This window comes from Peptoniphilus equinus, from assembly GCF_027921445.1.
Lineage (GTDB): Bacteria > Bacillota > Clostridia > Tissierellales > Peptoniphilaceae > Peptoniphilus > Peptoniphilus equinus.
On the sequence record NZ_CP115667.1, the window covers coordinates 1,291,012 to 1,314,164 of the forward strand.

Annotated in this window: 30 protein-coding genes; 6 read left to right on the forward strand and 24 right to left on the reverse strand. The window is 44.9% G+C overall.

Annotated features, from left to right (window positions below; all coding sequences use genetic code 11):
* Nucleotides 1-261 precede the first annotated feature (261 nt).
* The 3 genes from O6R05_RS06250 to O6R05_RS06260 all read left to right on the forward strand — a co-directional run bounded on the left by O6R05_RS06250 (nucleotide 262) and on the right by O6R05_RS06260 (nucleotide 1,317).
* Entirely contained in the window at nucleotides 262-639 is a 378-nt protein-coding gene (locus O6R05_RS06250) for a hypothetical protein (protein WP_271191127.1), read from the forward strand.
* A 70-nt stretch (nucleotides 640-709) separates the two neighbouring features.
* On the forward strand, nucleotides 710-853 hold the full coding sequence (locus tag O6R05_RS06255) for a hypothetical protein (RefSeq protein WP_271191128.1): 144 nt from the start codon (nucleotides 710-712) through the stop codon (nucleotides 851-853).
* Nucleotides 854-969: 116 nt separating this feature from the next.
* A complete protein-coding gene (locus tag O6R05_RS06260; RefSeq protein ID WP_271191129.1) occupies nucleotides 970-1,317 on the forward strand; it encodes a hypothetical protein in 348 nt (115 codons plus the stop codon).
* 169 nt (nucleotides 1,318-1,486) lie between these two features.
* On the opposite strand, the gene O6R05_RS06265 is transcribed toward O6R05_RS06260, so the two are convergent.
* The 7 genes from O6R05_RS06265 to O6R05_RS06295 form a co-directional block, all read right to left on the reverse strand.
* A complete protein-coding gene (locus O6R05_RS06265; RefSeq protein WP_271191130.1) occupies nucleotides 1,487-1,969 on the reverse strand; it encodes a M23 family metallopeptidase in 483 nt (160 codons plus the stop codon).
* A 63-nt stretch (nucleotides 1,970-2,032) separates the two neighbouring features.
* On the reverse strand, nucleotides 2,033-2,359 hold the full coding sequence (locus tag O6R05_RS06270) for a hypothetical protein (protein WP_271191131.1): 327 nt from the start codon (nucleotides 2,357-2,359) through the stop codon (nucleotides 2,033-2,035).
* 773 nt (nucleotides 2,360-3,132) lie between these two features.
* The gene (gene hslO / locus O6R05_RS06275) at nucleotides 3,133-4,029 is read right to left on the reverse strand and encodes an Hsp33 family molecular chaperone HslO (protein WP_271191132.1); all 897 of its coding nucleotides are present in this window, start codon (nucleotides 4,027-4,029) and stop codon (nucleotides 3,133-3,135) included.
* On the reverse strand, nucleotides 4,019-4,738 hold the full coding sequence (locus O6R05_RS06280; RefSeq protein ID WP_271191133.1) for a class I SAM-dependent DNA methyltransferase: 720 nt from the start codon (nucleotides 4,736-4,738) through the stop codon (nucleotides 4,019-4,021). Before O6R05_RS06280 ends, hslO begins: the two co-directional genes overlap by 11 nt.
* Nucleotides 4,731-5,480, reverse strand: coding sequence for an SIR2 family NAD-dependent protein deacylase (locus O6R05_RS06285; RefSeq protein ID WP_271191134.1), 750 nt, complete (start codon nucleotides 5,478-5,480; stop codon nucleotides 4,731-4,733). The genes O6R05_RS06280 and O6R05_RS06285 overlap by 8 nt, the downstream gene beginning before the upstream one ends.
* A 9-nt stretch (nucleotides 5,481-5,489) precedes the next feature.
* Nucleotides 5,490-6,470: a CPBP family glutamic-type intramembrane protease gene (locus O6R05_RS06290; protein ID WP_271191135.1), complete on the reverse strand. Its 981-nt coding sequence runs from the start codon at nucleotides 6,468-6,470 to the stop codon at nucleotides 5,490-5,492.
* On the reverse strand, nucleotides 6,457-6,609 hold the full coding sequence (locus O6R05_RS06295; protein ID WP_271191136.1) for a hypothetical protein: 153 nt from the start codon (nucleotides 6,607-6,609) through the stop codon (nucleotides 6,457-6,459). The genes O6R05_RS06290 and O6R05_RS06295 overlap by 14 nt, the downstream gene beginning before the upstream one ends.
* A 94-nt stretch (nucleotides 6,610-6,703) precedes the next feature.
* Between O6R05_RS06295 and O6R05_RS06300 the strand changes: the two genes are divergently transcribed.
* On the forward strand, nucleotides 6,704-7,213 hold the full coding sequence (locus O6R05_RS06300; RefSeq protein WP_271191137.1) for a DUF4364 family protein: 510 nt from the start codon (nucleotides 6,704-6,706) through the stop codon (nucleotides 7,211-7,213).
* Nucleotides 7,214-7,232: 19 nt separating this feature from the next.
* Here O6R05_RS06300 and O6R05_RS06305 read toward each other — a convergent pair whose 3' ends face one another.
* The 7 genes from O6R05_RS06305 to O6R05_RS06335 are packed head-to-tail and all read right to left on the reverse strand — an operon-like array spanning nucleotide 7,233 to nucleotide 15,002.
* Nucleotides 7,233-8,531: an ApeA N-terminal domain 1-containing protein gene (locus tag O6R05_RS06305; protein ID WP_271191138.1), complete on the reverse strand. Its 1,299-nt coding sequence runs from the start codon at nucleotides 8,529-8,531 to the stop codon at nucleotides 7,233-7,235.
* Between the two features lie 46 nt (nucleotides 8,532-8,577).
* Nucleotides 8,578-9,024, reverse strand: coding sequence for an SsrA-binding protein SmpB (gene smpB, locus O6R05_RS06310; RefSeq protein ID WP_271191139.1), 447 nt, complete (start codon nucleotides 9,022-9,024; stop codon nucleotides 8,578-8,580).
* Complete coding sequence (gene rnr / locus O6R05_RS06315) at nucleotides 9,017-11,140, reverse strand: ribonuclease R (protein WP_271191140.1); 2,124 nt, start codon at nucleotides 11,138-11,140, stop codon at nucleotides 9,017-9,019. The genes smpB and rnr overlap by 8 nt, the downstream gene beginning before the upstream one ends.
* Nucleotides 11,140-12,309 (reverse strand): D-alanine--D-alanine ligase family protein, encoded by a 1,170-nt coding sequence (locus O6R05_RS06320; protein ID WP_271191141.1) that lies wholly within the window; start codon nucleotides 12,307-12,309, stop codon nucleotides 11,140-11,142. Before O6R05_RS06320 ends, rnr begins: the two co-directional genes overlap by 1 nt.
* Before the next feature lie 8 nt (nucleotides 12,310-12,317).
* Entirely contained in the window at nucleotides 12,318-13,841 is a 1,524-nt protein-coding gene (locus tag O6R05_RS06325) for a UDP-N-acetylmuramoyl-tripeptide--D-alanyl-D-alanine ligase (protein WP_271191142.1), read from the reverse strand.
* Between the two features lie 8 nt (nucleotides 13,842-13,849).
* A complete protein-coding gene (locus O6R05_RS06330) occupies nucleotides 13,850-14,611 on the reverse strand; it encodes an alpha/beta fold hydrolase (RefSeq protein WP_271191143.1) in 762 nt (253 codons plus the stop codon).
* On the reverse strand, nucleotides 14,586-15,002 hold the full coding sequence (locus tag O6R05_RS06335; RefSeq protein WP_271191144.1) for a hypothetical protein: 417 nt from the start codon (nucleotides 15,000-15,002) through the stop codon (nucleotides 14,586-14,588). Before O6R05_RS06335 ends, O6R05_RS06330 begins: the two co-directional genes overlap by 26 nt.
* A gap of 99 nt (nucleotides 15,003-15,101) precedes the next feature.
* On the opposite strand from O6R05_RS06335, the gene O6R05_RS06340 reads away from it, so the two are divergent.
* Together O6R05_RS06340 and O6R05_RS06345 are read left to right on the forward strand one after the other, a co-directional pair.
* Entirely contained in the window at nucleotides 15,102-15,344 is a 243-nt protein-coding gene (locus O6R05_RS06340) for a glutaredoxin family protein (RefSeq protein ID WP_271191145.1), read from the forward strand.
* A gap of 57 nt (nucleotides 15,345-15,401) precedes the next feature.
* Entirely contained in the window at nucleotides 15,402-15,572 is a 171-nt protein-coding gene (locus O6R05_RS06345; protein WP_271191146.1) for a glutathione S-transferase N-terminal domain-containing protein, read from the forward strand.
* A gap of 890 nt (nucleotides 15,573-16,462) precedes the next feature.
* On the opposite strand, the gene O6R05_RS06350 is transcribed toward O6R05_RS06345, so the two are convergent.
* The 10 genes from O6R05_RS06350 to O6R05_RS06395 form a co-directional block, all read right to left on the reverse strand.
* Nucleotides 16,463-17,734, reverse strand: coding sequence for an amidohydrolase family protein (locus O6R05_RS06350; RefSeq protein ID WP_271191147.1), 1,272 nt, complete (start codon nucleotides 17,732-17,734; stop codon nucleotides 16,463-16,465).
* Between the two features lie 12 nt (nucleotides 17,735-17,746).
* Nucleotides 17,747-19,168 carry an NCS2 family permease gene (locus tag O6R05_RS06355; RefSeq protein ID WP_271191148.1) on the reverse strand — a complete coding sequence of 474 codons (1,422 nt, stop codon included), beginning with the start codon at nucleotides 19,166-19,168 and terminating at the stop codon, nucleotides 17,747-17,749.
* A gap of 589 nt (nucleotides 19,169-19,757) precedes the next feature.
* Nucleotides 19,758-20,102: a 50S ribosomal protein L17 gene (gene rplQ / locus O6R05_RS06360; RefSeq protein ID WP_271191149.1), complete on the reverse strand. Its 345-nt coding sequence runs from the start codon at nucleotides 20,100-20,102 to the stop codon at nucleotides 19,758-19,760.
* A gap of 11 nt (nucleotides 20,103-20,113) precedes the next feature.
* A complete protein-coding gene (locus O6R05_RS06365; protein ID WP_271191150.1) occupies nucleotides 20,114-21,061 on the reverse strand; it encodes a DNA-directed RNA polymerase subunit alpha in 948 nt (315 codons plus the stop codon).
* 26 nt (nucleotides 21,062-21,087) lie between these two features.
* Nucleotides 21,088-21,483: a 30S ribosomal protein S11 gene (gene rpsK / locus O6R05_RS06370; protein ID WP_271191151.1), complete on the reverse strand. Its 396-nt coding sequence runs from the start codon at nucleotides 21,481-21,483 to the stop codon at nucleotides 21,088-21,090.
* Nucleotides 21,484-21,494: 11 nt separating this feature from the next.
* Nucleotides 21,495-21,857 (reverse strand): 30S ribosomal protein S13, encoded by a 363-nt coding sequence (gene rpsM / locus O6R05_RS06375; RefSeq protein ID WP_271191152.1) that lies wholly within the window; start codon nucleotides 21,855-21,857, stop codon nucleotides 21,495-21,497.
* Between the two features lie 9 nt (nucleotides 21,858-21,866).
* Complete coding sequence (gene rpmJ, locus O6R05_RS06380) at nucleotides 21,867-21,980, reverse strand: 50S ribosomal protein L36 (protein ID WP_004820371.1); 114 nt, start codon at nucleotides 21,978-21,980, stop codon at nucleotides 21,867-21,869.
* 33 nt (nucleotides 21,981-22,013) lie between these two features.
* The gene (infA, locus tag O6R05_RS06385; protein WP_271191153.1) at nucleotides 22,014-22,232 is read right to left on the reverse strand and encodes a translation initiation factor IF-1; all 219 of its coding nucleotides are present in this window, start codon (nucleotides 22,230-22,232) and stop codon (nucleotides 22,014-22,016) included.
* A 1-nt stretch (nucleotide 22,233) separates the two neighbouring features.
* Complete coding sequence (locus O6R05_RS06390) at nucleotides 22,234-22,500, reverse strand: KOW domain-containing RNA-binding protein (protein ID WP_271191154.1); 267 nt, start codon at nucleotides 22,498-22,500, stop codon at nucleotides 22,234-22,236.
* Nucleotides 22,500-23,147 carry an adenylate kinase gene (locus O6R05_RS06395; protein ID WP_271191155.1) on the reverse strand — a complete coding sequence of 216 codons (648 nt, stop codon included), beginning with the start codon at nucleotides 23,145-23,147 and terminating at the stop codon, nucleotides 22,500-22,502. Before O6R05_RS06395 ends, O6R05_RS06390 begins: the two co-directional genes overlap by 1 nt.
* Between the last annotated feature and the right edge of the window lie 6 nt (nucleotides 23,148-23,153).

A 23,153-nucleotide genomic window follows, 5' to 3' on the forward strand; every position in this document is an offset into this window, starting at 1 on the left:
TGGTGGTTTTTTATTTTTAGGTGGAGTTATAGGCGTTAGTATTATGTTTGCAGTTGCGGCAATCAATCCAGTAGATAGTTGGATTACTCCGCCAGGAAGATATATTTACACTATGTTAGATAGGGCATTGTGGTTTCCAGCAATAATTTTTTTATTTGTTCTCATCCTTGGAGCGGTTATTCTTGTGTGTGACTACAAGAATAACCAATGAAGAAAAAGTTGAAGTAAAAAAATGAAAATCAGGATTAGAGGCGGTAAGGTATGAAAAAGATAGTAAGTCTATTTATGTTATCAATTTGTATGATGGGATTGGCTGCGTGTAACGATACTACCGATACTTTGCATTTAGGAGTAAATGCTGCTATTGCAGAGCTTGATACAGAAAGGTTGCAAATCACTGTAAACGGTACAGATGCAGATAGCTTTTTAGGAGAAGGATGCGTTATTTCTTGTGATGATATTCCTATGATTTATTACAATTACAAAAGTGGTGAAGTGAAGCAGATTTCGATTCAAGACTTACAAGTGGGTGATAACATTATTTTGGGAATAAGAGATTCCGAAATAAATCATTTCCTTGATGATAAAGGTACGTTGAACATCGAACAATTACAATTAGGGACCCAAAGGCTTAATTAAATTAGAATTTATGGAGGTATACATGAGAAAATAATTTGAAATAAAGGGTTGTGTTGAGGTGTCACCAGAAGTGACAGAAGATGAATTTTGGAGAGAGTTTATCGGCTTTGTAGAGTCTACCGGCTGGAGTTTTGGCGGTGGGATTACCGAAATCCAAGATGGCTACTATATTTTGTCCAACAGAAGCAGTGGTTCTTCTGCGTTGGATGATTAAAACAGCTTTACAATTTACGGTTTATCGGGGAGATAGCAAATCCAGTCAGGCCAGTTAACAGTCAAGATTAACGGCGCATAAATTCGCCACCGTTGACAGTCCCGCCGCCTTTGCTGATGGGTAATCAAGGCGAGAAAGCCCTAAAACGGCTTCCCGCCCATTTCAGTTTTTTATGGAAGTGCAGCTACACGTTCGGGACAATTTGTCCCGAAGTCCAGCGTGGAACGAAAGACGGGGTGCCATATACACCCTATCTGCTGATGAAAACAGCCCTGCACTTGCGGCTCCACGCCACGCAATTACAGCACTGTTTTCCTGCCGCTCCAAATGCCCTTGCCCTCCCCGGCAGCAACGACATTTTCACGGCAACGCCGACAGAGCGTATAACACACTACACTTTGCAAGCAAAGTCGTGTGCCAAGGGGCAAGCCCCTTTGGAAACCCCGGACAACAAAACAGGCTGAATATCTCGCACTTCCCCGGTGCTTGATACTCAGCCTTTATTTGTTGTCAGCAGCCCCCGTTTCGTGGTCTGCGTGTAGTTCCTTGTAAACTGACCTAAATCATCTTACAGCATGTAAATCAATTTCCGTTATACTGAAAGAACTCATAACTACTACCTAACTATTGAACTTAGTTATTCGAAACAGTTTGACCTCGATGGATATACTGACACCTATCACGATGTGTTTTTTCTTCCGGCAAAACTCTGTCATCATACTGACTATGATTTACAGTTTCTGCTATTTGTAAATTTTCAAAACAAATTGGTATGCCCGAAGAAAAGATAAAACTCTCTTTATTTTGTATTTGAAAGTGAAAATGCGGCTCTGTAGTATTGCCTGAATTCCCACATAGTGCTATTTTTTGTCCTCGTTTAACTTTTTCATTTTCTTTGACGACGATACTATGTGGTTTTAAATGTCCGAAAAATGAATACTCGTTATCCTCATGTTTGATAATAATATAGTTCCCTGCCAAATTTTTTACTAAAGGATCCGTTTCATTGTTTTTCATAATACTTGAATCTTTTTGATGATTATAAATTTTCACAATCATACCATCAGCAGGAGCTAAAATGTCTTCCTCATAACAATAATATGAATTTAAATCCATTGGATCTCCTGAGTAGCTTTTTCCATTTTGATCCAACTTAATGAAGTCATAAGCATATCTTTGTCAATTAATAGACCACGAATGAGACAATGGCTTGGTTACCCCTCCATTTATTACAACCCACTTACCTTTGAAGGGAAGAGAATACTTTATTTTCCCATTATAATGCTCTAAGCTGGGTACCGGCTTATCAATAATAGGTGTTATGAGCATTGATAGTGATTGTTCAAGTAACTGTATAGTTACGGGAAGTTTCAAAAGTAATTCTAAAATGGCAAATAACCAAAATAACCATAAGATTTTCCAAATTAAATGATCTGATATAAAAATCGGAAGTCCTAATAAGCCAAGCCATTTTAGTTTCTCTATAATTTTAATAAATTTTCTCATTATAAATCTCCGCCTCTCCTCTTAGGCAATCGAAATAAAACCCTCTTCTATTGCCATTCAGAAAACATCATTAATCTTCCATGCAAGAACAAGTGGTGGATTATATTTACCCTTTTTCAAATTTCCGGTCGTCTCTCATCGGACTTTCACTTTTTTGCTACGTCACTTTGGGATGTCATATAAATAGTTCTACATTCTTCAATACTATTTCAAGCCTCTTATTTATGTGCATAGTATGCCCTAAATACTCAGCAATCTCCAAACTGCATGAACCAGTATCTTCGGCTCATATACGAATCCCTTAATAATCCTCTCGGATATAATATCTCTATCCGGTGTATTTTTCATTCTATATGATCCTTCTTCCTAGACTATTAGATTGATGATAGTTTGAATTGCATGCCCGATAGTTCTCGCTTCAGAGCTGCTAATTCAAAAAGTATATAGAATTCTATATACTGAATCCTCAACTGCTTGTGCAGGTATTTCAGCCCATTTTAATAGCGGTGTAAGTGCTTCAGCTATTTTCGCATAATACTTTCCAACTCGTACAGTAATATCACCAACAACATATTCTTCACTAAGTTAACTATTTCATCTCGTATTATTTTATGTCTGAACAACGCTATTTATAGTACGGAGGTGATTTTTTGATATAACCTTTGTTGCTTACTTGCCTGCCAGGTAGTTTTTTGTTTTGTTCGCAAGCGAACTCAACTGACTAAAATCATAATAAAAAAGACGCCTGACGACGTCTTATCTGCGTTAATTGATCAATTATCTTGCGTGTCACTGATATGCTCAAGCATGGACTGCAACGCTGGGGCATCAAAGTGGTACTTGGTGTTACAGAAATGGCACACCACTTCTGCCTGTCCATCCTCTTCGAGAATGGCCTGCAATTCATCACGGCCGAGAGAGAGAAGGGAGTCGGTGACTTTCTCACGGCTACAATCGCACTGATAGCTTGCCGTTGTCTCCTCTAGGTACTTAACATCGAAGCCTTCCATGACTTTTGCAATAATATCTTTCGGCGTCATGCCCTCATCCAGCATGGTGGTGACTGCCTTAAGCCCTGAAATGCTGTGTTCTACTTTTTCAATTAAGGCTTCATCAGCGCCGGGCATGAGTTGCAATAAAAAGCCTCCGGCCTGTTTCACCGAATAGTCCACATCCACCAGCACACCTAAACTGACTACAGATGGAATTTGATCCGACTGATAAAAGTATGCGGCAAGATCTTCTGCAATTTCACCGCTGATAAGCTGGGTCTTGCCCACATAGGGTTCTTTGAGTCCCTGATCCATGACCACAGTCAAGGTGCCTTGCCCGACAAGGCCGCCCACATCCAATTTGCCGTCCCGCTCTCGCAGGGGCAGGTCCGCCTCGGGATGATTCACATACCCTTTCACTTCCCCATTGCCTTTAGCAGAGACCACGATACGCCCGATAGGGCCGTCCCCTTTGATGTTTATGGTGAGGCGATCCTTGTCATTTTTCATCGTCACACTCATTAAAAGAGCTCCGGTGAGCGTCCGTCCAAGAGCTGCTGTGGCTGTAGGCGATGTGTTGTGCATCTGCCGCGCCGTGTCAACCAAGTATCTCGTATCGGCGGCGATAATGCGAATACGGCCTTCGCTGTCTACGGCACGTACAATGTTATCTGTCATATTTCCTCCTAGCTACAACGGTGAGGCGTTCGGTGGTCGGCTTGAGCGGCGCCAAGGTATAGTCATCATAAACATCCGCCTCGAGACCGGCCTGTGCCAGCGCCGTTACAATTTCTTCCACACTGTAGGCTCGCTGCTCGTGTTCTTCATAAAAACGCGTGTAGGAGCCGTCGTTCTCTTCTTTAAAGAAATTCACACTGTATGTATTAAAATGTGAATCCCGATCATAAAAATTTTCCCATACATAAAACACACCGTCGGTTTCGTCCACATAGGTGTCGTTCATATCTTCAAATTTAAAAGGCGCATTCATGTCAAAAATAAAGACGCCGTCCTCGCTTAAATGGGTGGCCGCATAGTGAAATACCTTCTGCAGGTCCTCATCAGCTTTCAAATAATTCAACGTATCACACGATGACACCATAAGGTCGTACGTGCCGTCAAGCGCAAGACTGCGAAGATCCTGTTTAAAATAGGTCACATGCTTCAGCCCTTTGGCGTCGGCGACGGCAAGCATATCTTCCGAGAGATCGAAAGCGGTTACCTCAAAAGCTTCAATCAGATAGCTGGTCAAGCTTCCGGTGCCGCAGCCCATTTCCAAGCACTTGCCTGCCCCTTTAAATTGACGGATAAAGTCATAGACCTTGCCATAGTCAAAGTCCCACATAAGCGCATCATACACATAAGCAAAATTTTCGTAGTTAGTCATGGTATCCCTCGCTAAGCGCACGATACACAGCGCACAAAGTCTCCCCGGCGCCGTCGTGAATCACCACATCAGAAAAACGATCGGCCGGCGTCGGCGTCTTGTTGATAATGATGAGATGTTTGGCATAACGAGGCAAAAAGTTTACCGGACTGACGCTCAAGGATGAACCCACCACAATAAGGAGCTCACTATGCGTCACCGCTTCCACCGCCTGTGCAAAGGTATCGGGCATGGCATCGCCAAACATCACCACATTAGAGCGAAGCACGCCGCCGCAGACATCACATCGCGGCGGAATCTCGCCGCTGTCCACTTTCTCGGCAAGGACTTTAAAGGGCGCTTCAACACCACAAGCGAGGCAATGGACGCCCCGTGTCTCGCCATGCACTTCAAAAATCGTCCGACTCCCTGCCTTGGCGTGGAGATTGTCGATATTTTGGGTGATAATCCCCTGAATGAACCCTTGCCGCTCCATATCCGCAAGCGCCCGATGGCCGTCGTTGGGTTCACGATTGTTTAAGTCCTTAAGTATCTCATACCCTTCAGCATAAAATCGCTTGGGATTGCCGAGCATGACATCCACATTCAGGGCCTGAACAGGATCGAACTTCGCATAGTATCCGGAGTCACTTCGAAAGTCGGGGATGCCGCTTTCCGTACTCATGCCGGCGCCGGTAAGGACATAGACACCACGGGACGTTTTGATAAGCTCTGCCGCTTGGTTAATCAATGACTGGTTCATTGCCGCCTCCTAAAAAACAACCTTGTAATAGATGAAATAGAGAATCACCATGGCGATAACAGGAACGAAGTTAAAGAGATCGATGGATTGTATACTTCGCGTTCGCTGTGTGCCATAAATGGATTCCCGTAGACGCTTTTCAAATTGCATCTGCTTGTAGAGCAGTCGAATGATAAAAGCACTCACCAAGGACGCCACGACTAAGAGCGTGATGATATAAAGCTGTAGCGAGCCGATTTCCACAGCCAGGTTGGTATTGCCCAGATAGTCGAAGAGAGATGCGTTCACATACCGTGCAAAGAAGAGGGCGATCACATTGTTGACAAAGTGAGCCGTCATGCTGGCAATGATGGATCCTGTCAGCTCGAGGAAGCTCCCAAAGAGAATCCCCAGTAAAAACGGTGCCATAAAGTTTTGAATATCAAAGTGGAAGAGGGCAAAGATTAAAGCGCTCATGACGATGGCAAAACGAGCGCCATAGATGTCGTAGCTGTTGATGAGTGCACCGCGAAAATAGAGTTCTTCGCATACTGCAGGAAGAATGCACATAAAGGCAAGGTACCCTCCCACCGGTTCATCCAACATAAACATATTCATACTCACATCTTTAAGCTCCATAAATTGAGAAATAAAGGTGAGAAACAAACCGTTGGCAAGAAGTATGACAGGATAGGCAAGCACTGTCATCACGACGACACGCATCACATTTTTAAAACTTAGCGGCGCCAGCTTTAACACGCGCCCGAACTTGCCTGTGGCGGCAAGAGCCAGTGCCGGAACGAGCATTATAAAGAGTTCCGTCACCACGGTACGGGTTAACACCCCGCCGGCGTGAATGACACTGCCGATGACAAGAAACGCTATGGACAGCAGAAGCGTTGCCGTATTGACGGACAGGACATTAAGATTGTTTTTTCGCAGATGCCACGCCCTTTTTGACGGGGTACGCGTCTTCATGGGCCGTTTCAAAGCCGGTCTATTTGCTTTCACGGAGGCCTCCTGTCGTCTGCAGGGTGAAGAGGATCTCTTTCAGTAAGAGCACCACACGATTTAACGTCAGCTGAATCCCTGCAAGCAGTATGATAAAAATTGCAATAATCACGATTTCTTTGGACATAATATCACTCATTTCATTATAACAAAGTTTTAGGTTTGACACATTGGCGTTTATAGGGCAATTGAAAGTTGACAGGCATTTGATATAATAGTGACAGGAGGCAACCATGGATACCAATAATATCAACGAGCTCGCGCTCCACAAACTCATTATATTGACTGCTGTGGACAGTGCCCCTGTTCCCATGACTGAAGCGGCGTTGACATCTTTTGTACTGCGCGGCGAATTTTTGAATTATTTCTACTTTAAACAGTACCTGGCCGAACTTTTAGAGAGCGGCTTTTTAAACTACGTTGAAGGCAAATTCTATATCACTGATGAAGGTGCCTCGGCCTTGGAACTTTTCGGTGAGACGTTAAATCCCGATCTGAAGCATGCCATTCTCAAAGCCCATGCCAAAAGCGCCGTTCCAAAGCGCCATGTAAGTACCGATACTTTTGACCGAGAGGATCGCCACTGGGTTCATCTCGCTATGAAAGAAGATGAGGATGTGATCATGGATCTAAAGCTCGAAGTGCCCGACACTGAGTTCTCTCAACAAGTTGTTGCACGTTTTGAAGCCAATCCCGATGCCATCTATATGGCTCTTGTCAGCGCGTTGGAAAACTACAGATAATCCTCATTGAAGACTGCTGTCAGTCTTCTTTTTTTGTAAGCAGACCGTTTTTCTCCAAAAGCTGCACCATGCTTTCAAGTTTTGCCACAGGGCAACGCTTCGGTGCAAATCCGAGACATACCAAAGCATAGTTGACAAAGAGCTCTTGTAAAAATTCATTAATACTCGGCAGATCCGAGCGCAAAAACACTTCCTGATTCGTATCGGTAAAGTGGGTGTAGAGGTTTCGGGTGTTGACCGAATAAGTGAGAAACTGATTCATGCCGTCTTTGCCGAGACGACGCTCAATCGTTTCAAAAGTCTGTAAAATATCCTTTAAGATATAGCGTAGTGAGATGGGTCGACGGGAAATACGACGCTTGGCCGACTTGCCTTCAGGTGTCTCAGTGCGGTGCAGCGTTCGATACAGTCCCTCCAGCGCCGCCATAAGCTCCCGATAGATCGTATCCGCCCTCAGGCCTGATGTAAAAGATGCATAGAGATATTTATCCATAGAAAACGCCATACGGTCATACTTGTCCATCCAGTGGTTATAAATCGGTGCAAATGCCGGGCCGAAATCCTCAAGAGACAGCACCGTGTCCTGCCTTGGGGATGCAGTCTTGGAAAAATCGTTGATCGCGTTGATGTAGAGCCGTTTCGATCCGCCGGTCAACGTTTTGGTCTCGTCGAAGTCCAAATCTACAGTGCGTACATAGGGGAGACGATTTCTCAAACACAGGTGTAAAAAGCGGGTGAACTGACGTATATGGCGTTCGATGTCCTGAAGTCCTGTCTTTTGCTTAAAGATAAACCTCACATCCACATGACTTTGCATAGTCTCGGCATTGTCCGCCGAGCGCTTGCCTCCAAAGGCAATTTCTAAATCCAAGCCTTTGAGATGAAAGATCTCCACCTGTTGTTCGGCATCAATCCAAATCCCGCCGCGGCGCTCTTTAAAAATACTTTTGCCCAGCCAAGGCAGGACGTCACTCATATTCAGCACACAACGTCGGCTCTTTGCCCGACCGGCATGGTCATAGACCCCCTCTAAAAGGTATTTGGGATAATAGTGCACCTTTTGCATTTTCAGCCAATAGTCCCATTGAAAGTCCCACTGCACCGTGCGAAATTTCCCCTCAAAGCAGGTAATGACATGGAGATTGGGCGAAGTGAGCTGTATCACAGGTGTGCCGGCCCCCCACGGCTCATCGTCTCTATCCCGTCCTTCAAAAGCGATAATGAGATAGATATCGTCGGGATCTTGGGTGTTGATAAAGGCACTGGTGCCTTTAAAGTTATCGTTTTTTATAAATACGGGCTCGATACTTCGCTCCACGTATGCCTCCCATTTCTAGTAAAAAAGACGGCCGAAGCCGTCTTATCTAATAACGTACTGCCTGATCCATTTTCCGTTGGGCATCTTTTTTAGCCATGTCTGCGCGCTTGTCGTAAAGTTTTTTACCTCGAGCCACGGCAAGTTCCACTTTTACCCGACCCTTTTTCAAATAAAGCTTCAACGGAATCAAAGCATTGCCTTTGATGCTCAGTTCTTTGTTCAGCTTTAAAATCTCCCGGCGGTGCAACAGCAGCTTACGCACTCGCATGGGATCGGTGTTCATAATGTTGCCCTGTTCATAAGGAGAAATGTGCATCCCCTCTACAAAAACTTCGCCGTTTTTAATCGTCGCATAGGCATCTTTTAAATTGGCCTTACCGGCTCGCAGGGATTTCACTTCCGTACCGGTGAGCACGAGACCGGCTTCTATCGTCGCTTCAATAAAGTAGTCATGGCGAGCTTTGCGGTTGGTAGCAAGTGTGGCATCACTCATGCACATCACCTCCATAGGAAATATCGACCAGATCTTCTGTGATGACAAAATCAACTGTGCCCTTAGTCGTATTGGCTCCCACTACCTTGATCATCACCTTGTCGCCCACGTTATAAATCTTTCCGGTAGAACGCCCGACAGCACGGAAACTATCTTCGTCAAACTCGTAATAATCATCCAAATCCTGATACGAAATCAAGCCTTCAATGGTATTTTCAAGTTGTGCAAAGAGTCCGAACCCGGTGACCCCGGTGATGACTGCCGGGTACGTCGCACCGATGCGCTCTTCCATATACTCGGCAATTTTGATATCCTGGACGGTACGCTCAGCTTCCTGAGCCACCCGTTCCATGGCAGAGACATGCTCCGCCACGTGCGGCAACGTGTTTTCCAAATATCGCTTGCGTCCATCGGTCAGTTTGCCTCGAAGTTGGTCTTTCATAATCCTATGAATGGTCAGATCGCTATAGCGACGAATCGGTGAAGTGAAGTGAGAATAATACTTGGCCGCAAGACCGAAGTGGATGTCCAGCGTCTCGGAGTACTTGGCCTTCATCAGCGACCGCAGCACGATCGTGGACACAAAAAGCGCTTCCTCTTTACCTTTAACCCGTTCAATCAGCTCTTGAATCAATTTCGGTTCAAGATCCTCACCTTTCACCGAAAGACCCAAATGACGAAGCATCTTGTTCAAACCTTCAATACGTTCCCCGTCCGGCGTCTCGTGAATCCGATAGAGGAACGGTACTTTCTTATCATAAAAGTCCTTCGCCACCACTTCATTGGTCACCAGCATAAATTCTTCAATGAGTTTGTTGGCAACGCGCCGTTCGCTTTTCGCAATGTCCACAGGTTTGCCTTCATCGTCAACGGTAATAGCGGTTTCAGCAAAATCAAAATCAATGGCGCCGCGGCGATAACGCTTAGCTCTAAGTTTTTCAGCGAGCGCCTCCATCGCCTTCAAATCCTCTTCCAAACCTTGAAGGGTAGGATGTGCCGTCCCGTGTTCCAAAAAGTCGCTGACATGGGTATAGACGAGACGCCGGTCGGACTTGATGACCGAGTTCATAATGGCATGGTCCAGAATATCCCCGGCAGGATTAAAATCGATGGCCACAGTAAAAGCCAGACGATCCACCCCTTCATTCAACGAGCAGATAACGTTGGAGAGTTCTTTCGGAAGCATCGGGATGACCTTGTCAATGAGATAGTACGAGTTGCCGCGTTTATAGGCTTCCTTATCAATCTCGTCACCTTCTTTGACATAATGGCTCACATCGGCAATATGCACCCACAGACGTGTTTTCCCATCCCATGTTTCAATGCTCACCGCATCGTCAAAGTCCTTGGAATCCGCCCCGTCAATGGTAAAGGTACGCAGACCTCGCAAGTCTTCCCGCCCTTGTATGTCTTTATCGCGTACCGACTGGGGCATATCTTTTGCCGCCAACTTCGCCGCCTTGGAAAAATCCGTCGGGATATCCATGTCACGAGCAATGGAGAGAATGTCTACGCCCTTTTCCCCTTTATAGCCCAGAATTTCCACAATGCGCCCTTCCGGCTTTCGATTGCCTTCAGGCCAGGTCTTCACCTTGGCGACAACTTTTTGACCGTCCTTTGCAGCTAAAAAGTGCTTTTTAGGAATGAAAATATCAAAAGCGATTTTGTCATCATCAGGTACCACAAAACCGAAGTTTTTCTTATTCTGAAAAGTGCCGACGATGGTTTGGTTAGCCCGATCCACAACTTTGAGAACCTTGCCTTCAATGGAGTCGCCTCGTGACCCCTCATGAGGATCCAACACACGTACGATGACCTCATCCCCATGAAGGGCGGAGTTCATATTCTTCGCCGCGATAAAAACGTCCTGATCCGCCTGAAGAAGAAAGCCAAATCCTCGGGCATTGCCCTGAAGCTTGCCACGGCGGATACGCTCACCATCAATGGGAATGTACACATTGCCATCAAAATAAATCCGTCCGTCTTTTTCCAAAGTTCGTAGAATCTTATCAAAATCTTTGCGTTGGTTCTTGCCTATTTCAAACTTTTTACGCAGTTTGTCCAAAGTCATCGGCTTGGAGGATTTGATTTTGTCGTACACTTTATCAATGATCATTATAATTTCGCTCCGTAAGTCGTCTTTGTCAAAAGATCCGTATCATAAGAGGTGATGTTGTCGTGCCGCTGCTGATAGCGAACTTTCGCCAGGTCAATGAGCTTGTTGATTTCATCCTTGAAGCTGACGCCCGTGGCTTCTAATAAATAGAAAGACACCGATCCCGGCAGCGTATTGATTTCATTCACGTAAACCGTCTCCCCATCGAGGAGAAAATCAATGCGAGCCACACCCATCCCGTCAATGGCACGAAACGCCTTTTTGGCATAGCCCTGAATTTGCTCTTTGATGTCATCGGATACTTGGGCCGGCAGATTTCTGTTGCTCGCCGCCATGCCTTTTGACCCGGAAGACTTGGCGGACTTGCCTCCCGCCATATACTTTTCATCGTATTTTAAAAACTCTTTCCAACCGACAGGTTCTTCCAACTCCGTAACCAGAAGGTCGTGTTCATAACCGAGAACTGCCGCATTAATTTCCCGAGGACTCTCCACAGCTTTTTCAATGAGAATCTTCCGGTCATAGTGAGATGCCACAGCAATGGCTTCTTTGAGTTCCTCACGATTTTTCACCTTGGAAATCCCGATAGATGACCCCAAGTTCGCAGGTTTGACAAAAAGGTTGTACCCCATAGCCTCTGCCCTGTCCATGACAGCCTCTTCATCGTCGCCGCGATAAAAATAGAGATACGGCGTCATAGGAATGCCTTCGGATTCAAAGACTTTTTTCATGACGACTTTATCCATCCCCACGGCGGCACTCATGACACCACAGCCGACATAGGGCACGCCTGCCGTCTCCAAATAGCCTTGAAAACAGCCATCTTCGCCATAGGTGCCGTGAAGTGCAGGAAAAACACAGTCAATTGTCAAAAACGCCTCTAACGTCGTACCGCCTTTTGAAAACAGACCGCCCTTACTTTCTGCTTCCCGATAGAGACGATTGTCCCCCGGCTTTAAAAAGACTTCGTATGCACCGGAAAAATCACCACTCTTAAATGTCTTCATGCTCTTTAATACGTCCCCGGACAGAAATTTGCCCTCCTTGGTCACATACAAAGGTACCGCATTGTACTTCTTGTCCATATTTTCCATCACCTGCATACCGGTGATAATGGACACTTCATGCTCCACAGAACGGCCGCCAAAGGCCACAAGTATCGTTTCCATAGATCCTCCTATTCTTCGCTATAATTATCCGGCAAGTCGTTCTCAAAGAGCACGACATCCCCGGGTTGTGTTAAATGTGATAAAACACCGGTCGCCTCAGTTAACGTCGTCACCACAAAAATAGCATCTTCCGAGAAACCCGCCGCCTTCAGACCGCGGACAATCGGCTCCGTGCGTTTCGGTCCTACAAGGATGGCATAGTCGACCACATCCGCCATCGCCTCACCAATCTTCTCGTTCTCAGCCTCTTCCATATCGCCCAGTTCCACCATGCCGGGAGTAATGATGAGTTTGTGTCCGGTGGTAAAGTTGGACAACACGTCTAAAGCGGCACGAAAGCCTATCGGATTGGAGTTAAAGGCATCATCAATAACTATAATGCCGTTTCCGGAATCCACAATATTCAGGCGATGTTCCACCGGCGTCACCTTGCCAATACCGTCTCGAATCTGCTCCAAACTCAGCCCTAAGACGTATGCGGCACCGGCCGCCGCAAGAAGGTTGGAAATGTTGTGTTTACCCAAAAGTGAACTGGTGCAGTGAATTTCACCAAGACCTCGAATGCCCAGTACGAAAGCTGAACCTTTTTCGGAGACGGTGATGTCTTTCGCGTACACGTCAAGTTGGTCCACATCATCCATACCATAGTTGATTTTCCGAAGCGTCGTTTTATCCGAGAGTAGCTTCACGTAGTCGTTATCATAGTTGAAAATCGCCACACCGTCCTCTTTTAAATTCTCGATAAGTTCATACTTGGTGGCCATAATGTTGTCAATAGACTTGAAAAGGTGCATGTGCGTCGGCCCGATAGCTGTAATAATGCCGATATTCGGCTGCACCAGACGAGCCACTTCGTCGATTTCACCCTTTTTCTTCGCCCCGAGCTCCGCAATAAAAACTTCATGAGCATCCGTCAATTCATTATTGATAACCTTGGAGAGACCCATCGGCGTGTTGTACGAGGACGGTGTATTTTTGACGTTCAAACCTTCACTGAGCACAGTGTCGCTGATAAACTTCACGCTGGTTTTTCCGAAGGATCCGGTAATCCCTAAAACTTTCAGTCCCGATCCCTTCAAGGTTCGAATTTTCTTCTGCGCTTCAGTATAAAAGCCCATGTTAATGCGCTCTTCCACAGGTACCTGCATCGTGTTGGATATTTCTAAAACTCGGTACTGCAAGTAATATAATACGATGTTCAAGACGATCATGGTGACAATACCCAGTGTCGGATTCAGCACGTACAGCACCAATCCCACAACGAAAATCAACACCAACAGTACCATATTGACCGTCTCATGGCGTTTTTTCAGGCGTCTCGCACGATCTGTCCACACGAGCGGCGACTTGACTTCAGTCGCCGGTTTATAGACAAGACGCTGCATCTTCCGTGGGTTTTCCTTAGCCCATGCTTTATAGGCTTCGGCCTCATAACCCTCAAGTTGTAACATATGAATGGGAAAATCGCTGCGCTTTTGTATGAGAAAGAAATTTATAACGACCAGTACAAGGGCCAAAATCACATATTCCATAGTATCTCCTAATTAAAAAATGAACGGATGGCAGCTTGAAATGTGCCGTAGTCGTCCACATAGCTGAAGTGTCCGCCGTCCAATACCACCAGACCGCTGTCGGGGATGGACGCCTCAAACACGCGCGCCATATATAACGGTGTAGCATCGTCCTTGTCTCCCCAGATAAGTAGCGTTGGCGCCTTGATCCTGGCAAAGTAGTGCGCGGTGGACTCATTGACCACCTTTACGAAGGTGCGGCGCATAAGTCCTTGACTTGCCTGATAGTCATCCGACCCGAAACGGGCATAAAACTTTTGAAGCTTTTCTGTTTTATCTCCCGGCACGATCGTCGTATACAGCTTTCTTAAAGCTTTAAAACTGTAGACTTGCAGATAATAACTCAGCGTCCGTTTCGGAAGCACGCCGGAAGCATCCACTAAACACAGACGGTTCACCTGCTCGGGATGCTTCGCCGCAAAAACAGATAAGGTCTTTCCGCCAAAAGAATGACCTATAAAATCAGCACGTTCAATGTCTAACGCCTTGAGAACAGCCTCCAAACACCGTGCATAGTCCTCGGTGCCCCAGACCGTCTGAGGCTCGGCACTGTCGCCAAAGCCCGGCGCATCATAAGCATAGACGTGAAAGCGGTCCTTTAATGTGTTGACGATAGCCATCACAGACTGAATGTTCGCGCCCCAACCGTGGAGCACCACCAGCGGTTCGCCTTCACCCGCCTCTATATATGTAATCCCTAGGGATTCAATCGTTTTCTTTGTCAGTTCCAATTCGTTCCTCAATATTTCGATCTCTTGCCTCTGTCATCGTCTCAATATCCATGCCGCAGGCAAGGTCCGGTGTTGTCGTATCCTGGGGTTGGTCACTGTCCTTAGCACTCTCATACGCCGCCTGAAGCATAGCAATGTGATTGAGCTTGGCATCAATGGCACGCAGAAGTTCATCCAGTTCCTCATCGGCATACTCATGCCGCTTTCGAGTAGCATACACTCGCTCGCCCAAGGTCTCATAAAGTCCCCTGAGCTGATTGTTCTGCCGATCTAAATCCAACCGAGCCTTTGCTGTAACTTTAATCTTTTGCGAGTTGGTTTCAATTTTTTCTGCAGCCACTTCCAGTGCGTCCCGCAAGTCATTGACATTTTTTAAAAAATCAGACAGCATACCGGCACCCCGTCTCTATTATACCAAAAAGCTCCGCCTTTGCACATTTGACGCATGATTTCTTCAACGATAGGGTAAATAGATAGTGAGGTGAAAACAATGGAAAACTATAAACTTTACGTTGGCACACATTGCCCGTTTTGTAAAAAAGTCGAAAGTTTTATCGACGAAAAAGGTATTGAAGGCGTAGAGATCATCAACGTCGATGAAAATCCGGATCTTCGCGACGCCTTAGTGGAAAAGGGTGGCAAACGCCAAGTACCGGCTCTGGAAGCCGATGGCAGCATTCTTTATGAATCCATGGACATCATTGCTTATTTAAACGAACACAAAGGAGCATAATGCATGATTTTATATTATAAGCCCACTTGCCCATACTGCCAAAAAGTCCTCGACTTTATGAAATCAAATACTATTGAGATGGAAATGCACAACGTCGATGCTGAAGACGGTCTTCGTGAGATGCTAAAGGAACGCGGCGGCAAAGCTCAAGTCCCTGCACTGGATGTCGACGGCAAAATCATGTACGAATCCATGGATATTATCGACTATTTAAAAGACAATCACTAAGTGATAAGCTCGGATGACCGAGCTTTTTTATTGTACTTAATCTCCGCTTTGAGGCGGAAATTTGGTCTACAAATAGAACCCCCGGTTGAACCGAGGGTTCTATGTTATCAGATGACTATGACGAACCTTATGTCTTGTTAAAATTTTACTTCTTTGCTCGTCCCCGTCGTGTCATCGATATAGGTCATAACACCTTCTGACATCGTCACAGTGCTTACGTCGATATTACCTTTTCCTCTGGCAACAATCTGTTGAATTCTATCAAACACCAACAATTTATCCCCTTTGTCAAAAGTTGCAAAGACATAATCATTCGTGCTAAGTAGGATTAGGAAAAACCACCATTATAGATAGCACTACCGTATTAAAATGTCTATACGGATTACGCAATGTTATTTGTTTATTACATGATGCATTATACTTCGTAATGCTATTTAAAAAATACTATGCTCTATAACCTTCTTCCTTGTTCTACAAAGACTTATCTCAACGTCGAGCTAACCACTTACCACGACTAGCAAGCTAAATATATCTCAATTTTTATATCTTTGAAGGTTTTGAGACTGTCTCACCAAAATTCCTCCTTATTTAAGTAAGACGATATTAATAGTTAGCAAACTTTATTTTTAAAGGGTTTTGTTGTCTTTTATATATAAAAAACCATCCAATCGAAATTTTTATAATTCATTTCTTTTGCTATATTTTTAATTTTTCAAAAAAAACTACATCAAAGTAATTGAATAACCTTTCGCCAGCATGTCCAAGCTTTGCAATTCTACTATAGACATTCATACTCCGCTTGTCAGGGTCATGCTTTCATCGTTCCACTTAGCGTGTAAATTCAACGAATAGAAAAAGGACGCCTCATGGGCGTCCCTGTATCGTTATACTTAAAATAATTGTTTACCTTTAACAAACTTATGCGTGAGGTGAGAGGCGTCGGCACAATATACAATCCGTTCCACACGTTGGTGGAGACTCAGGTCATCGGTACGAAACTCCTCATCGTCAATAACGATGGCATCAAATTCGTAGCCGTCTTTAAATGAGCCGACTTGGCCGAAGAATTCACCACCGCCAAGGGTGGCAAGATAGATGGCTTCCTCCACCCCAATGGGACTTAACGTATCATCGACCAAACGCCATCTCAATTTTGAGGATTGGATGGCCTCTACCATGTGTTGGAACATATTCAGGCACGAACCGCCTGCCACATCGCTTCCCAATCCAATTTTTTGGCCGTCACTTAGAAATTGCCGAAGGGGTGCAATCCCTGAGGCAAGATTTGTGTTGGAGTCCGGACAGTGAGCAATAAATACGCCTCGGTCTTTAATCAGTGCCTGTTCCTCAGCATCCGACCACACGCAATGTGCCATCACTGTTTTAGCGTCGTTGCCGAAGAGATCAAACATGGCATAAGCATCGCCATAACATCGGGATGACGGCACCAAGTCCTTCACCCATGCAACTTCCGACGGATTTTCAGAAAGGTGCGATTGCACCGGTAAGTCGTAGTCCCTTCGAATCTTACTCAGTTTATCCATGAGTTCATCGGTACAGGACGGTATAAAGCGCGGTGTAATAATCGGTAGCGTGTTCTCATATTTTCCTGCGATGGCTTCCAACCAATCCACTGTGGCTTTGGCACTGGTTTCGGCATCTTGTTCTTCCAACTCGGGAATGCCGTTTCGATCCATATTCACCTTGCCCACATAAGTGATGAGTCCGGTCTGTTCCAAGTAATCCATCAGAATGATAGTGCCCGGTACGTGTAGTGTAGCAAAGATAACGGCACGAGTCGTGGCGCTCTTTGCCAGTTCCTCCACAAAATGTGTATAGTCCGCCCTAGCATAAGCCTCATCACTATACCGCGCCTCATGTGGGAAAGTGTAGGTGTTGAGCCAATCGAGAAGCTCAAGATCCATACCCAGGCCGCGGAAATGGTATTGAGGTGCGTGAACGTGAAGGTCCACAAGCCCCGGCATAATAACCTGGCCAGTACAATCCATAACCTCCAGATCTTGGTACGCATGAGGCACATCGGTATAGATACCTTTAGAGATCCCATCCACACAGACAACGTAGCCGTCTGTGTGCGTCACTAAATGATTCGGACCTTCACTATAGCAAATGTCCCCTTTGATAATAAACGAGTTTTTCATAGCACATCCTTCTTAACCGAGGGAAATCAGGATATACCGTAATGCAAAAATAATGGAAACCACCGCCGTGAGCAGTTTAATGTCGCGCAATTTTCCGGTGAACAGTTTCAATAAACAGTAACTGATAAGACCCATCGCGATCCCATTGGCGATCGAATAGGTGAACGGCATGAATGTAATGGTAATGAACGCCGGAATGGCTTCGGTAATATCGCTGAAATCTACATCTTTAACATTGGACAGCATCAGTACCCCTACATAGATCAGTGCAGGTGCTGTAGCTGCTGCCGGAATAATGCTCACAAATGGTGCAAAGACAATAGCAGCTACAAAGAGCAATGCCGTCGTGAGTGCGGTAAGGCCGGTACGACCACCTTCTGCAATCCCTGCACTGGATTCTACCAGTGTGGTGACGGTCGGTGTACCTACCATGGCACCTGTCAGGGTGGAAATGGCATCGGACATCAAGGCTTGTTTCATATTGATGATTTCACCGTTTTTATCGACCATATTGCCTTGTTTAGCTGCTCCAAGAAGCGTACCGAGAGAGTCAAACATATTGACCAGAGAAAAGCTGATCACCAGCATGACGACAGTAAACAGATTATGTGCAAAATTGTCACCGGCAAACAGACCGGCAAAATCTAAGTTCAATAAAGATACTTCATAAAAATCTTGAAATTTAGTTGCAAGATTTAAATCAAAGGCATCGAATCGTGTGACTCCAAGAGGAATCCCAATGAGCGTGGCGATGATAATGCCGATAAGAATAGACCCTTTAACTTTTTTGGCATTCAATGCACCAATAATGACCAGACCACTGAGGGCAACCACAGCAGACATAATCAGAGATACATCAAAATCCGGATTCTGCCACTGTGAAAAGTCCACCATAGATACCAAAGTTGCCGAATTAGCGACGACGATACTGGCACTCTTCAATCCAATAATGGTGATAAAAAGTCCAATACCAGGCGTCATGGCATCTTTAATACATGCAGGAATAGCTCGAATAATCGCTTCACGAAGTCCTATACCGGTAATAGCGATAAAAACTGCTCCGGATAAAAGGACAATCACCAAAGCTTGTTGATACGTATAACCCATGCCGAGCATAACGGTATAGGCAAAGAATGCGCTAAGTCCCATACCCGGTGCTTGTGCAAACGGCAACTTGGCATAAAGTGCAACAAGCAGCGTCCCTATAAATGCACCGATACAGGTCGCAATAAAGACTCCATTGGCGACTTTTTGCGCCATGTCACCTTGTTCCATAATGCGAAGCGGATCTGACACAGTTTGCGGTATGATAATCAATATGTACGCAACGGTAATAAACGTTGTGATCCCTGCCAAAATTTCCGTTTTGACAGTGGTGTTAAACTTAGAGAGTTGAAAATACCGCTCTAAAAATCCCTGTTGTTTTTTGTCCATAGTTCCTCCTCCTTAATAACGGCCCAATAAAAAAACCACCTTCTTCCGAACTGAAAACTCACTGCAAAACTACAGAGACACAGGCATAACAGTGAATTCCAATTTATAGTCGGACTATAGGTAGTCGATAGAAACGCTTATCCGTTATATAAGCTTATATAAATTTCTATTGAGTTGAATTGGTACCGTGTTTTCTTATTTAATTTATCATACTACCTTATTGAAGATTTGTCAAACAATTTTCCCATTTTATCAAACTCTTTATTGATAGGCTTGTTTGATGTTGTGTCAAAAATTCAAAAAAACCTTGACTGCCTATGTTGATCAAACCTTTCTTATCCGGTGACATGGCATGCCAAAAAAGCATGCTCACAATCACGAGATGGACGACGTGAGAAGAATCACATGAGATACCTATAGCTTTGTGTCCCGATGTACATGCTTTCCTCAAGCGTGATCGAACCGAACGGTGCACACGCTCTTCCGATCATCGCCCGGGATACGCCCAAGTTTAATCTACAGCACGATAATTTCCTATCTTTCGCCCTACAACATCCCACAAAAAAAGGAACCTTACGGTTCCTTTCGTTTATTTTACCAATTGGATAATCGCTTTTTCTGCGCCATCGCCACGACGAGCACCTAACTTAAGAATACGGGTATAACCACCGTTTCTTTCGCTGTAAGATGGAGCAACTTCGTTGAAAAGTTTGGTTACTACATCTTCGTCGTAGATATATGCAAGAGCTTGACGTCTTGCGTGAAGATCCCCACGTTTACCAAGGGTGATCATCTTTTCAGCCATACGTTTTGTTTCTTTTGCACGCGTCAGTGTAGTAGTAATTTCACCTTTGTCCAACAGTGATGTTACTAAGTTACGCAGCATGGCTTTTCTATGTGCAGTTGGGCGACCAAGTTTTCTTAACTTTGCCATGTGTCCCCTCCTTATTCCTCTTCTTGTCTTAGACTCAGACCAAGTTCTTCCAGTTTTGCAACGACTTCTTCCAAGGACTTGCGTCCAAGGTTGCGCACTTTCATCATTTCGTCTTCAGTCTTGGATGTTAACTCTTCCACGGTATTGATGTTGGCACGTTTCAAGCAGTTGAAACTGCGCACGGAAAGATCCAATTCTTCAACAGTGATTTCCAGAACTTTTTCCTTGTCGTCTTCAGGTTTTTCAACCATGATGTTGACTTGATTCGCATGGTCTGTAAGACCAATAAACAAGTCCAGATGTTCCGTGAGCACTTTTGCCGCAAGGGATGTCGCTTCGTCAGCTTGCATTGAGCCGTCAGTGGTGACTTCCAAGATGAGTTTGTCATAATCGGTGCGTTGCCCAACACGGGTGTTTTCAACTTTCCAATTGACCTTTTTAATCGGTGTATAATTGGAATCTACAGCAATCACACCAATTTCAGAAATCTCATCTTTTTTCACTTCCGCTGGTTCATAGCCCCGACCTTTTTCCACAGTCAGTTCCATATAAACTTCAGCATCTTCGTTTAAAGTAGCGATGTGATGATCCAGATTGACGATATCTACATTACCTTCCACGTCGATGTCACGGCAGGTGATGGTACCTTCCCCTTTTTTATCGATGATGAGCTTTTGCGGCCCATCTTCTTCAGTTCTCAGCACAATCCCTTTGAGATTTAAAATGATTTGCGGTACATCTTCCAGAACCCCGGGGATGGTATCAAATTCATGCTCAACCCCTCTGATGTTAATAAATGAAACAGCTGCTCCCGGTAGCGATGACAAAAGTACACGTCTTAAGGAGTTGCCAATGGTAATGCCAAAGCCTGATTCTAAAGGCTCAACAATAAATTTACCATAGACACCGTCTTCACTTATCTCTTCTATTTCAATGCTCGGTTTTTCTATTTCTATCATGGGTCCTCCTCATTTTAGCAGGAGAATTATACTCTCCGACGTTTTGGTGGTCTGCAACCGTTGTGTGGAATTGGTGTAACATCCTTAATCATAGTTACTTCAAGACCTGAAGCTTGAAGTGAACGAATGGCTGCTTCACGTCCTGAACCAGGACCTTTTACATAGACTTCAACTTGTTTCAAGCCGTGTTCTTTAGCTTTTTCAGATGCTTCCTGAGCAGCTTCTTGAGCGGCAAACGGCGTGGATTTACGAGATCCTCTAAAACCAAGTTGTCCGGCACTTGCCCATGAAATAACATTTCCGGACATATCGGTGAGTGTTACCATGGTGTTATTGAAAGTGGACGCAATGTGTGCTTGTCCTTTTTCAATGTTTTTACGTTCTCTGCGTCGTGTACGCGTTGTTCTTTGTTTTTTAGCCACTTAAACCCTCCTTACTTGCCTTTAGAAACGAGCTTCTTAGGGCCTTTACGTGTACGAGCGTTCGTCTTTGTCTTTTGACCTCTTACAGGAAGGCCTTTTTTGTGGCGAATGCCGCGGTAGCAGTTGATATCACGGAGGCGTTTGATGTTCATAGCGACTTCGCGACGAAGATCACCTTCTACCATATACTCATCCATAGCTTCTCTGATGCGTGCTTCTTCAGCTTCAGAAAGGTCTTTAACTCTTGTATCGAAATTTACATCGGCTTTCGTGAGAATTTCTTGACTTCTCTTGCGGCCAACGCCATAAATGTAGGTTAGGCCAATTTCGACACGCTTTTCTCTAGGTAAGTCAATACCAGCGATTCTAGCCATAATTCCCCCTTAACCTTGTCTTTGTTTGTGTTTTGGATTCTCGCAGATAACCATAACACGGCCTTTTCTCTTTATAATCTTACATTTTTCACACATCTTTTTAACAGATGGTCTTACTTTCATGTTAATCCTCCAAGTCTTATATGGAATCCCTGATTACTTCTTTCTCCAGGTGATTCGACCCCTTGTTAAATCGTATGGGGAAAGTTCTACAGTCACCTTATCACCTGGAAGGATTCGAATATAGTGCATTCTCAGCTTCCCTGAAATATGGGCAAGAATGGTGTGTCCATTTTCAAGTTCAACTTTAAAATTGGTATTCGGTAGCGCATCGACAACGACACCTTCTACTTCAATTACATCTTCTTTGGCCAATCTAAGGCTCCTTTCTCTGAACATAGTTGGCAAGTAACCGCCGCACATGCGCGTCTAAAGTCACATCATTCAGATCATACACCGTGTTTGTCGTCCAAAGGTGCTTGATCTGTTTTTTCTTAGGACATGCTAAGGTGCGTCGCTTGCCGTCTACCAGCTCCACATACTTTTCGTCTAACACACGAAACACGATAAATTCATGACCCATGTCCCGTCCGTTTTTCGATTTAACAACGGTGCCTCTTACAATGTTCGTGGTCCACTCCATTATTTACTTTTCAGTCCATTTTCAATATCTGAAAACACCTTGTCGATAGCTTGGTTACCATCAATATTCAAAATTAAGGACTGAGCTTTGTAGTAATCAATAAGTGGCGATGTTTGATCGGAGTACACTTGAATACGCGTCTTGACAGTTTCTTCCGTGTCATCATCACGTTGAATAAGCTTGGTACCATCTTTGTCACAGATGCCTTCTTCTTTTGGAGGATTGAACTTAATGTGGTACGTGGCGCCGCAAGTTTTGCACACACGACGTCCCACGGCACGTTCAATCAGCGCTGCAGGATCAACAGTAATGTTGATGACTCTGTCTAGATTAGTACCCATCTTGTCGAGAAAAGCATCCAGACTTACTGCCTGTTGCACAGTACGAGGAAAGCCGTCAAGAAGGAATCCGTCTTTAGCATCTGCTTTAGACAGACGGTCTTCGACAATTTCAATCACCAAAGAGTCCGGAACAAGGAGTCCCTTATCCATATAGCTCTTTGCTTTGGTGCCCAGCTCGGTTTCGTTTTTAATATTTTCTCTAAAAATGTCGCCTGTTGAAATGTGAGGAATGTTAAATTTCTCTACTATAGACTCGGCTTGAGTCCCTTTTCCGGCCCCTGGAGGGCCAAGTATAACGAGCTTCATTGTTCC

Excerpts from the sequence above, each read along its gene's own strand:
- O6R05_RS06250 (WP_271191127.1), top strand. The coding sequence starts at position 262 with ATGAAAAAGATAGTAAGTCTATTTATGTTATCAATTTGTATGATGGGA.
- O6R05_RS06260 (WP_271191129.1), top strand. The coding sequence starts at position 970 with ATGGGTAATCAAGGCGAGAAAGCCCTAAAACGGCTTCCCGCCCATTTC.
- O6R05_RS06265 (WP_271191130.1), bottom strand. The coding sequence starts at position 1,969 with ATGGATTTAAATTCATATTATTGTTATGAGGAAGACATTTTAGCTCCT.
- O6R05_RS06270 (WP_271191131.1), bottom strand. The coding sequence starts at position 2,359 with ATGAGAAAATTTATTAAAATTATAGAGAAACTAAAATGGCTTGGCTTA.
- hslO (WP_271191132.1), bottom strand. The coding sequence starts at position 4,029 with ATGACAGATAACATTGTACGTGCCGTAGACAGCGAAGGCCGTATTCGC.
- O6R05_RS06280 (WP_271191133.1), bottom strand. The coding sequence starts at position 4,738 with ATGACTAACTACGAAAATTTTGCTTATGTGTATGATGCGCTTATGTGG.
- O6R05_RS06285 (WP_271191134.1), bottom strand. The coding sequence starts at position 5,480 with ATGAACCAGTCATTGATTAACCAAGCGGCAGAGCTTATCAAAACGTCC.
- O6R05_RS06295 (WP_271191136.1), bottom strand. The coding sequence starts at position 6,609 with ATGAGTGATATTATGTCCAAAGAAATCGTGATTATTGCAATTTTTATC.
- O6R05_RS06300 (WP_271191137.1), top strand. The coding sequence starts at position 6,704 with ATGGATACCAATAATATCAACGAGCTCGCGCTCCACAAACTCATTATA.
- smpB (WP_271191139.1), bottom strand. The coding sequence starts at position 9,024 with ATGAGTGATGCCACACTTGCTACCAACCGCAAAGCTCGCCATGACTAC.
- rnr (WP_271191140.1), bottom strand. The coding sequence starts at position 11,140 with ATGATCATTGATAAAGTGTACGACAAAATCAAATCCTCCAAGCCGATG.
- O6R05_RS06320 (WP_271191141.1), bottom strand. The coding sequence starts at position 12,309 with ATGGAAACGATACTTGTGGCCTTTGGCGGCCGTTCTGTGGAGCATGAA.
- O6R05_RS06325 (WP_271191142.1), bottom strand. The coding sequence starts at position 13,841 with ATGGAATATGTGATTTTGGCCCTTGTACTGGTCGTTATAAATTTCTTT.
- O6R05_RS06335 (WP_271191144.1), bottom strand. The coding sequence starts at position 15,002 with ATGCTGTCTGATTTTTTAAAAAATGTCAATGACTTGCGGGACGCACTG.
- O6R05_RS06340 (WP_271191145.1), top strand. The coding sequence starts at position 15,102 with ATGGAAAACTATAAACTTTACGTTGGCACACATTGCCCGTTTTGTAAA.
- O6R05_RS06345 (WP_271191146.1), top strand. The coding sequence starts at position 15,402 with ATGAAATCAAATACTATTGAGATGGAAATGCACAACGTCGATGCTGAA.
- O6R05_RS06350 (WP_271191147.1), bottom strand. The coding sequence starts at position 17,734 with ATGAAAAACTCGTTTATTATCAAAGGGGACATTTGCTATAGTGAAGGT.
- O6R05_RS06355 (WP_271191148.1), bottom strand. The coding sequence starts at position 19,168 with ATGGACAAAAAACAACAGGGATTTTTAGAGCGGTATTTTCAACTCTCT.
- rplQ (WP_271191149.1), bottom strand. The coding sequence starts at position 20,102 with ATGGCAAAGTTAAGAAAACTTGGTCGCCCAACTGCACATAGAAAAGCC.
- O6R05_RS06365 (WP_271191150.1), bottom strand. The coding sequence starts at position 21,061 with ATGATAGAAATAGAAAAACCGAGCATTGAAATAGAAGAGATAAGTGAA.
- rpsM (WP_271191152.1), bottom strand. The coding sequence starts at position 21,857 with ATGGCTAGAATCGCTGGTATTGACTTACCTAGAGAAAAGCGTGTCGAA.
- rpmJ (WP_004820371.1), bottom strand. The coding sequence starts at position 21,980 with ATGAAAGTAAGACCATCTGTTAAAAAGATGTGTGAAAAATGTAAGATT.
- O6R05_RS06390 (WP_271191154.1), bottom strand. The coding sequence starts at position 22,500 with ATGGAGTGGACCACGAACATTGTAAGAGGCACCGTTGTTAAATCGAAA.
- O6R05_RS06395 (WP_271191155.1), bottom strand. The coding sequence starts at position 23,147 with ATGAAGCTCGTTATACTTGGCCCTCCAGGGGCCGGAAAAGGGACTCAA.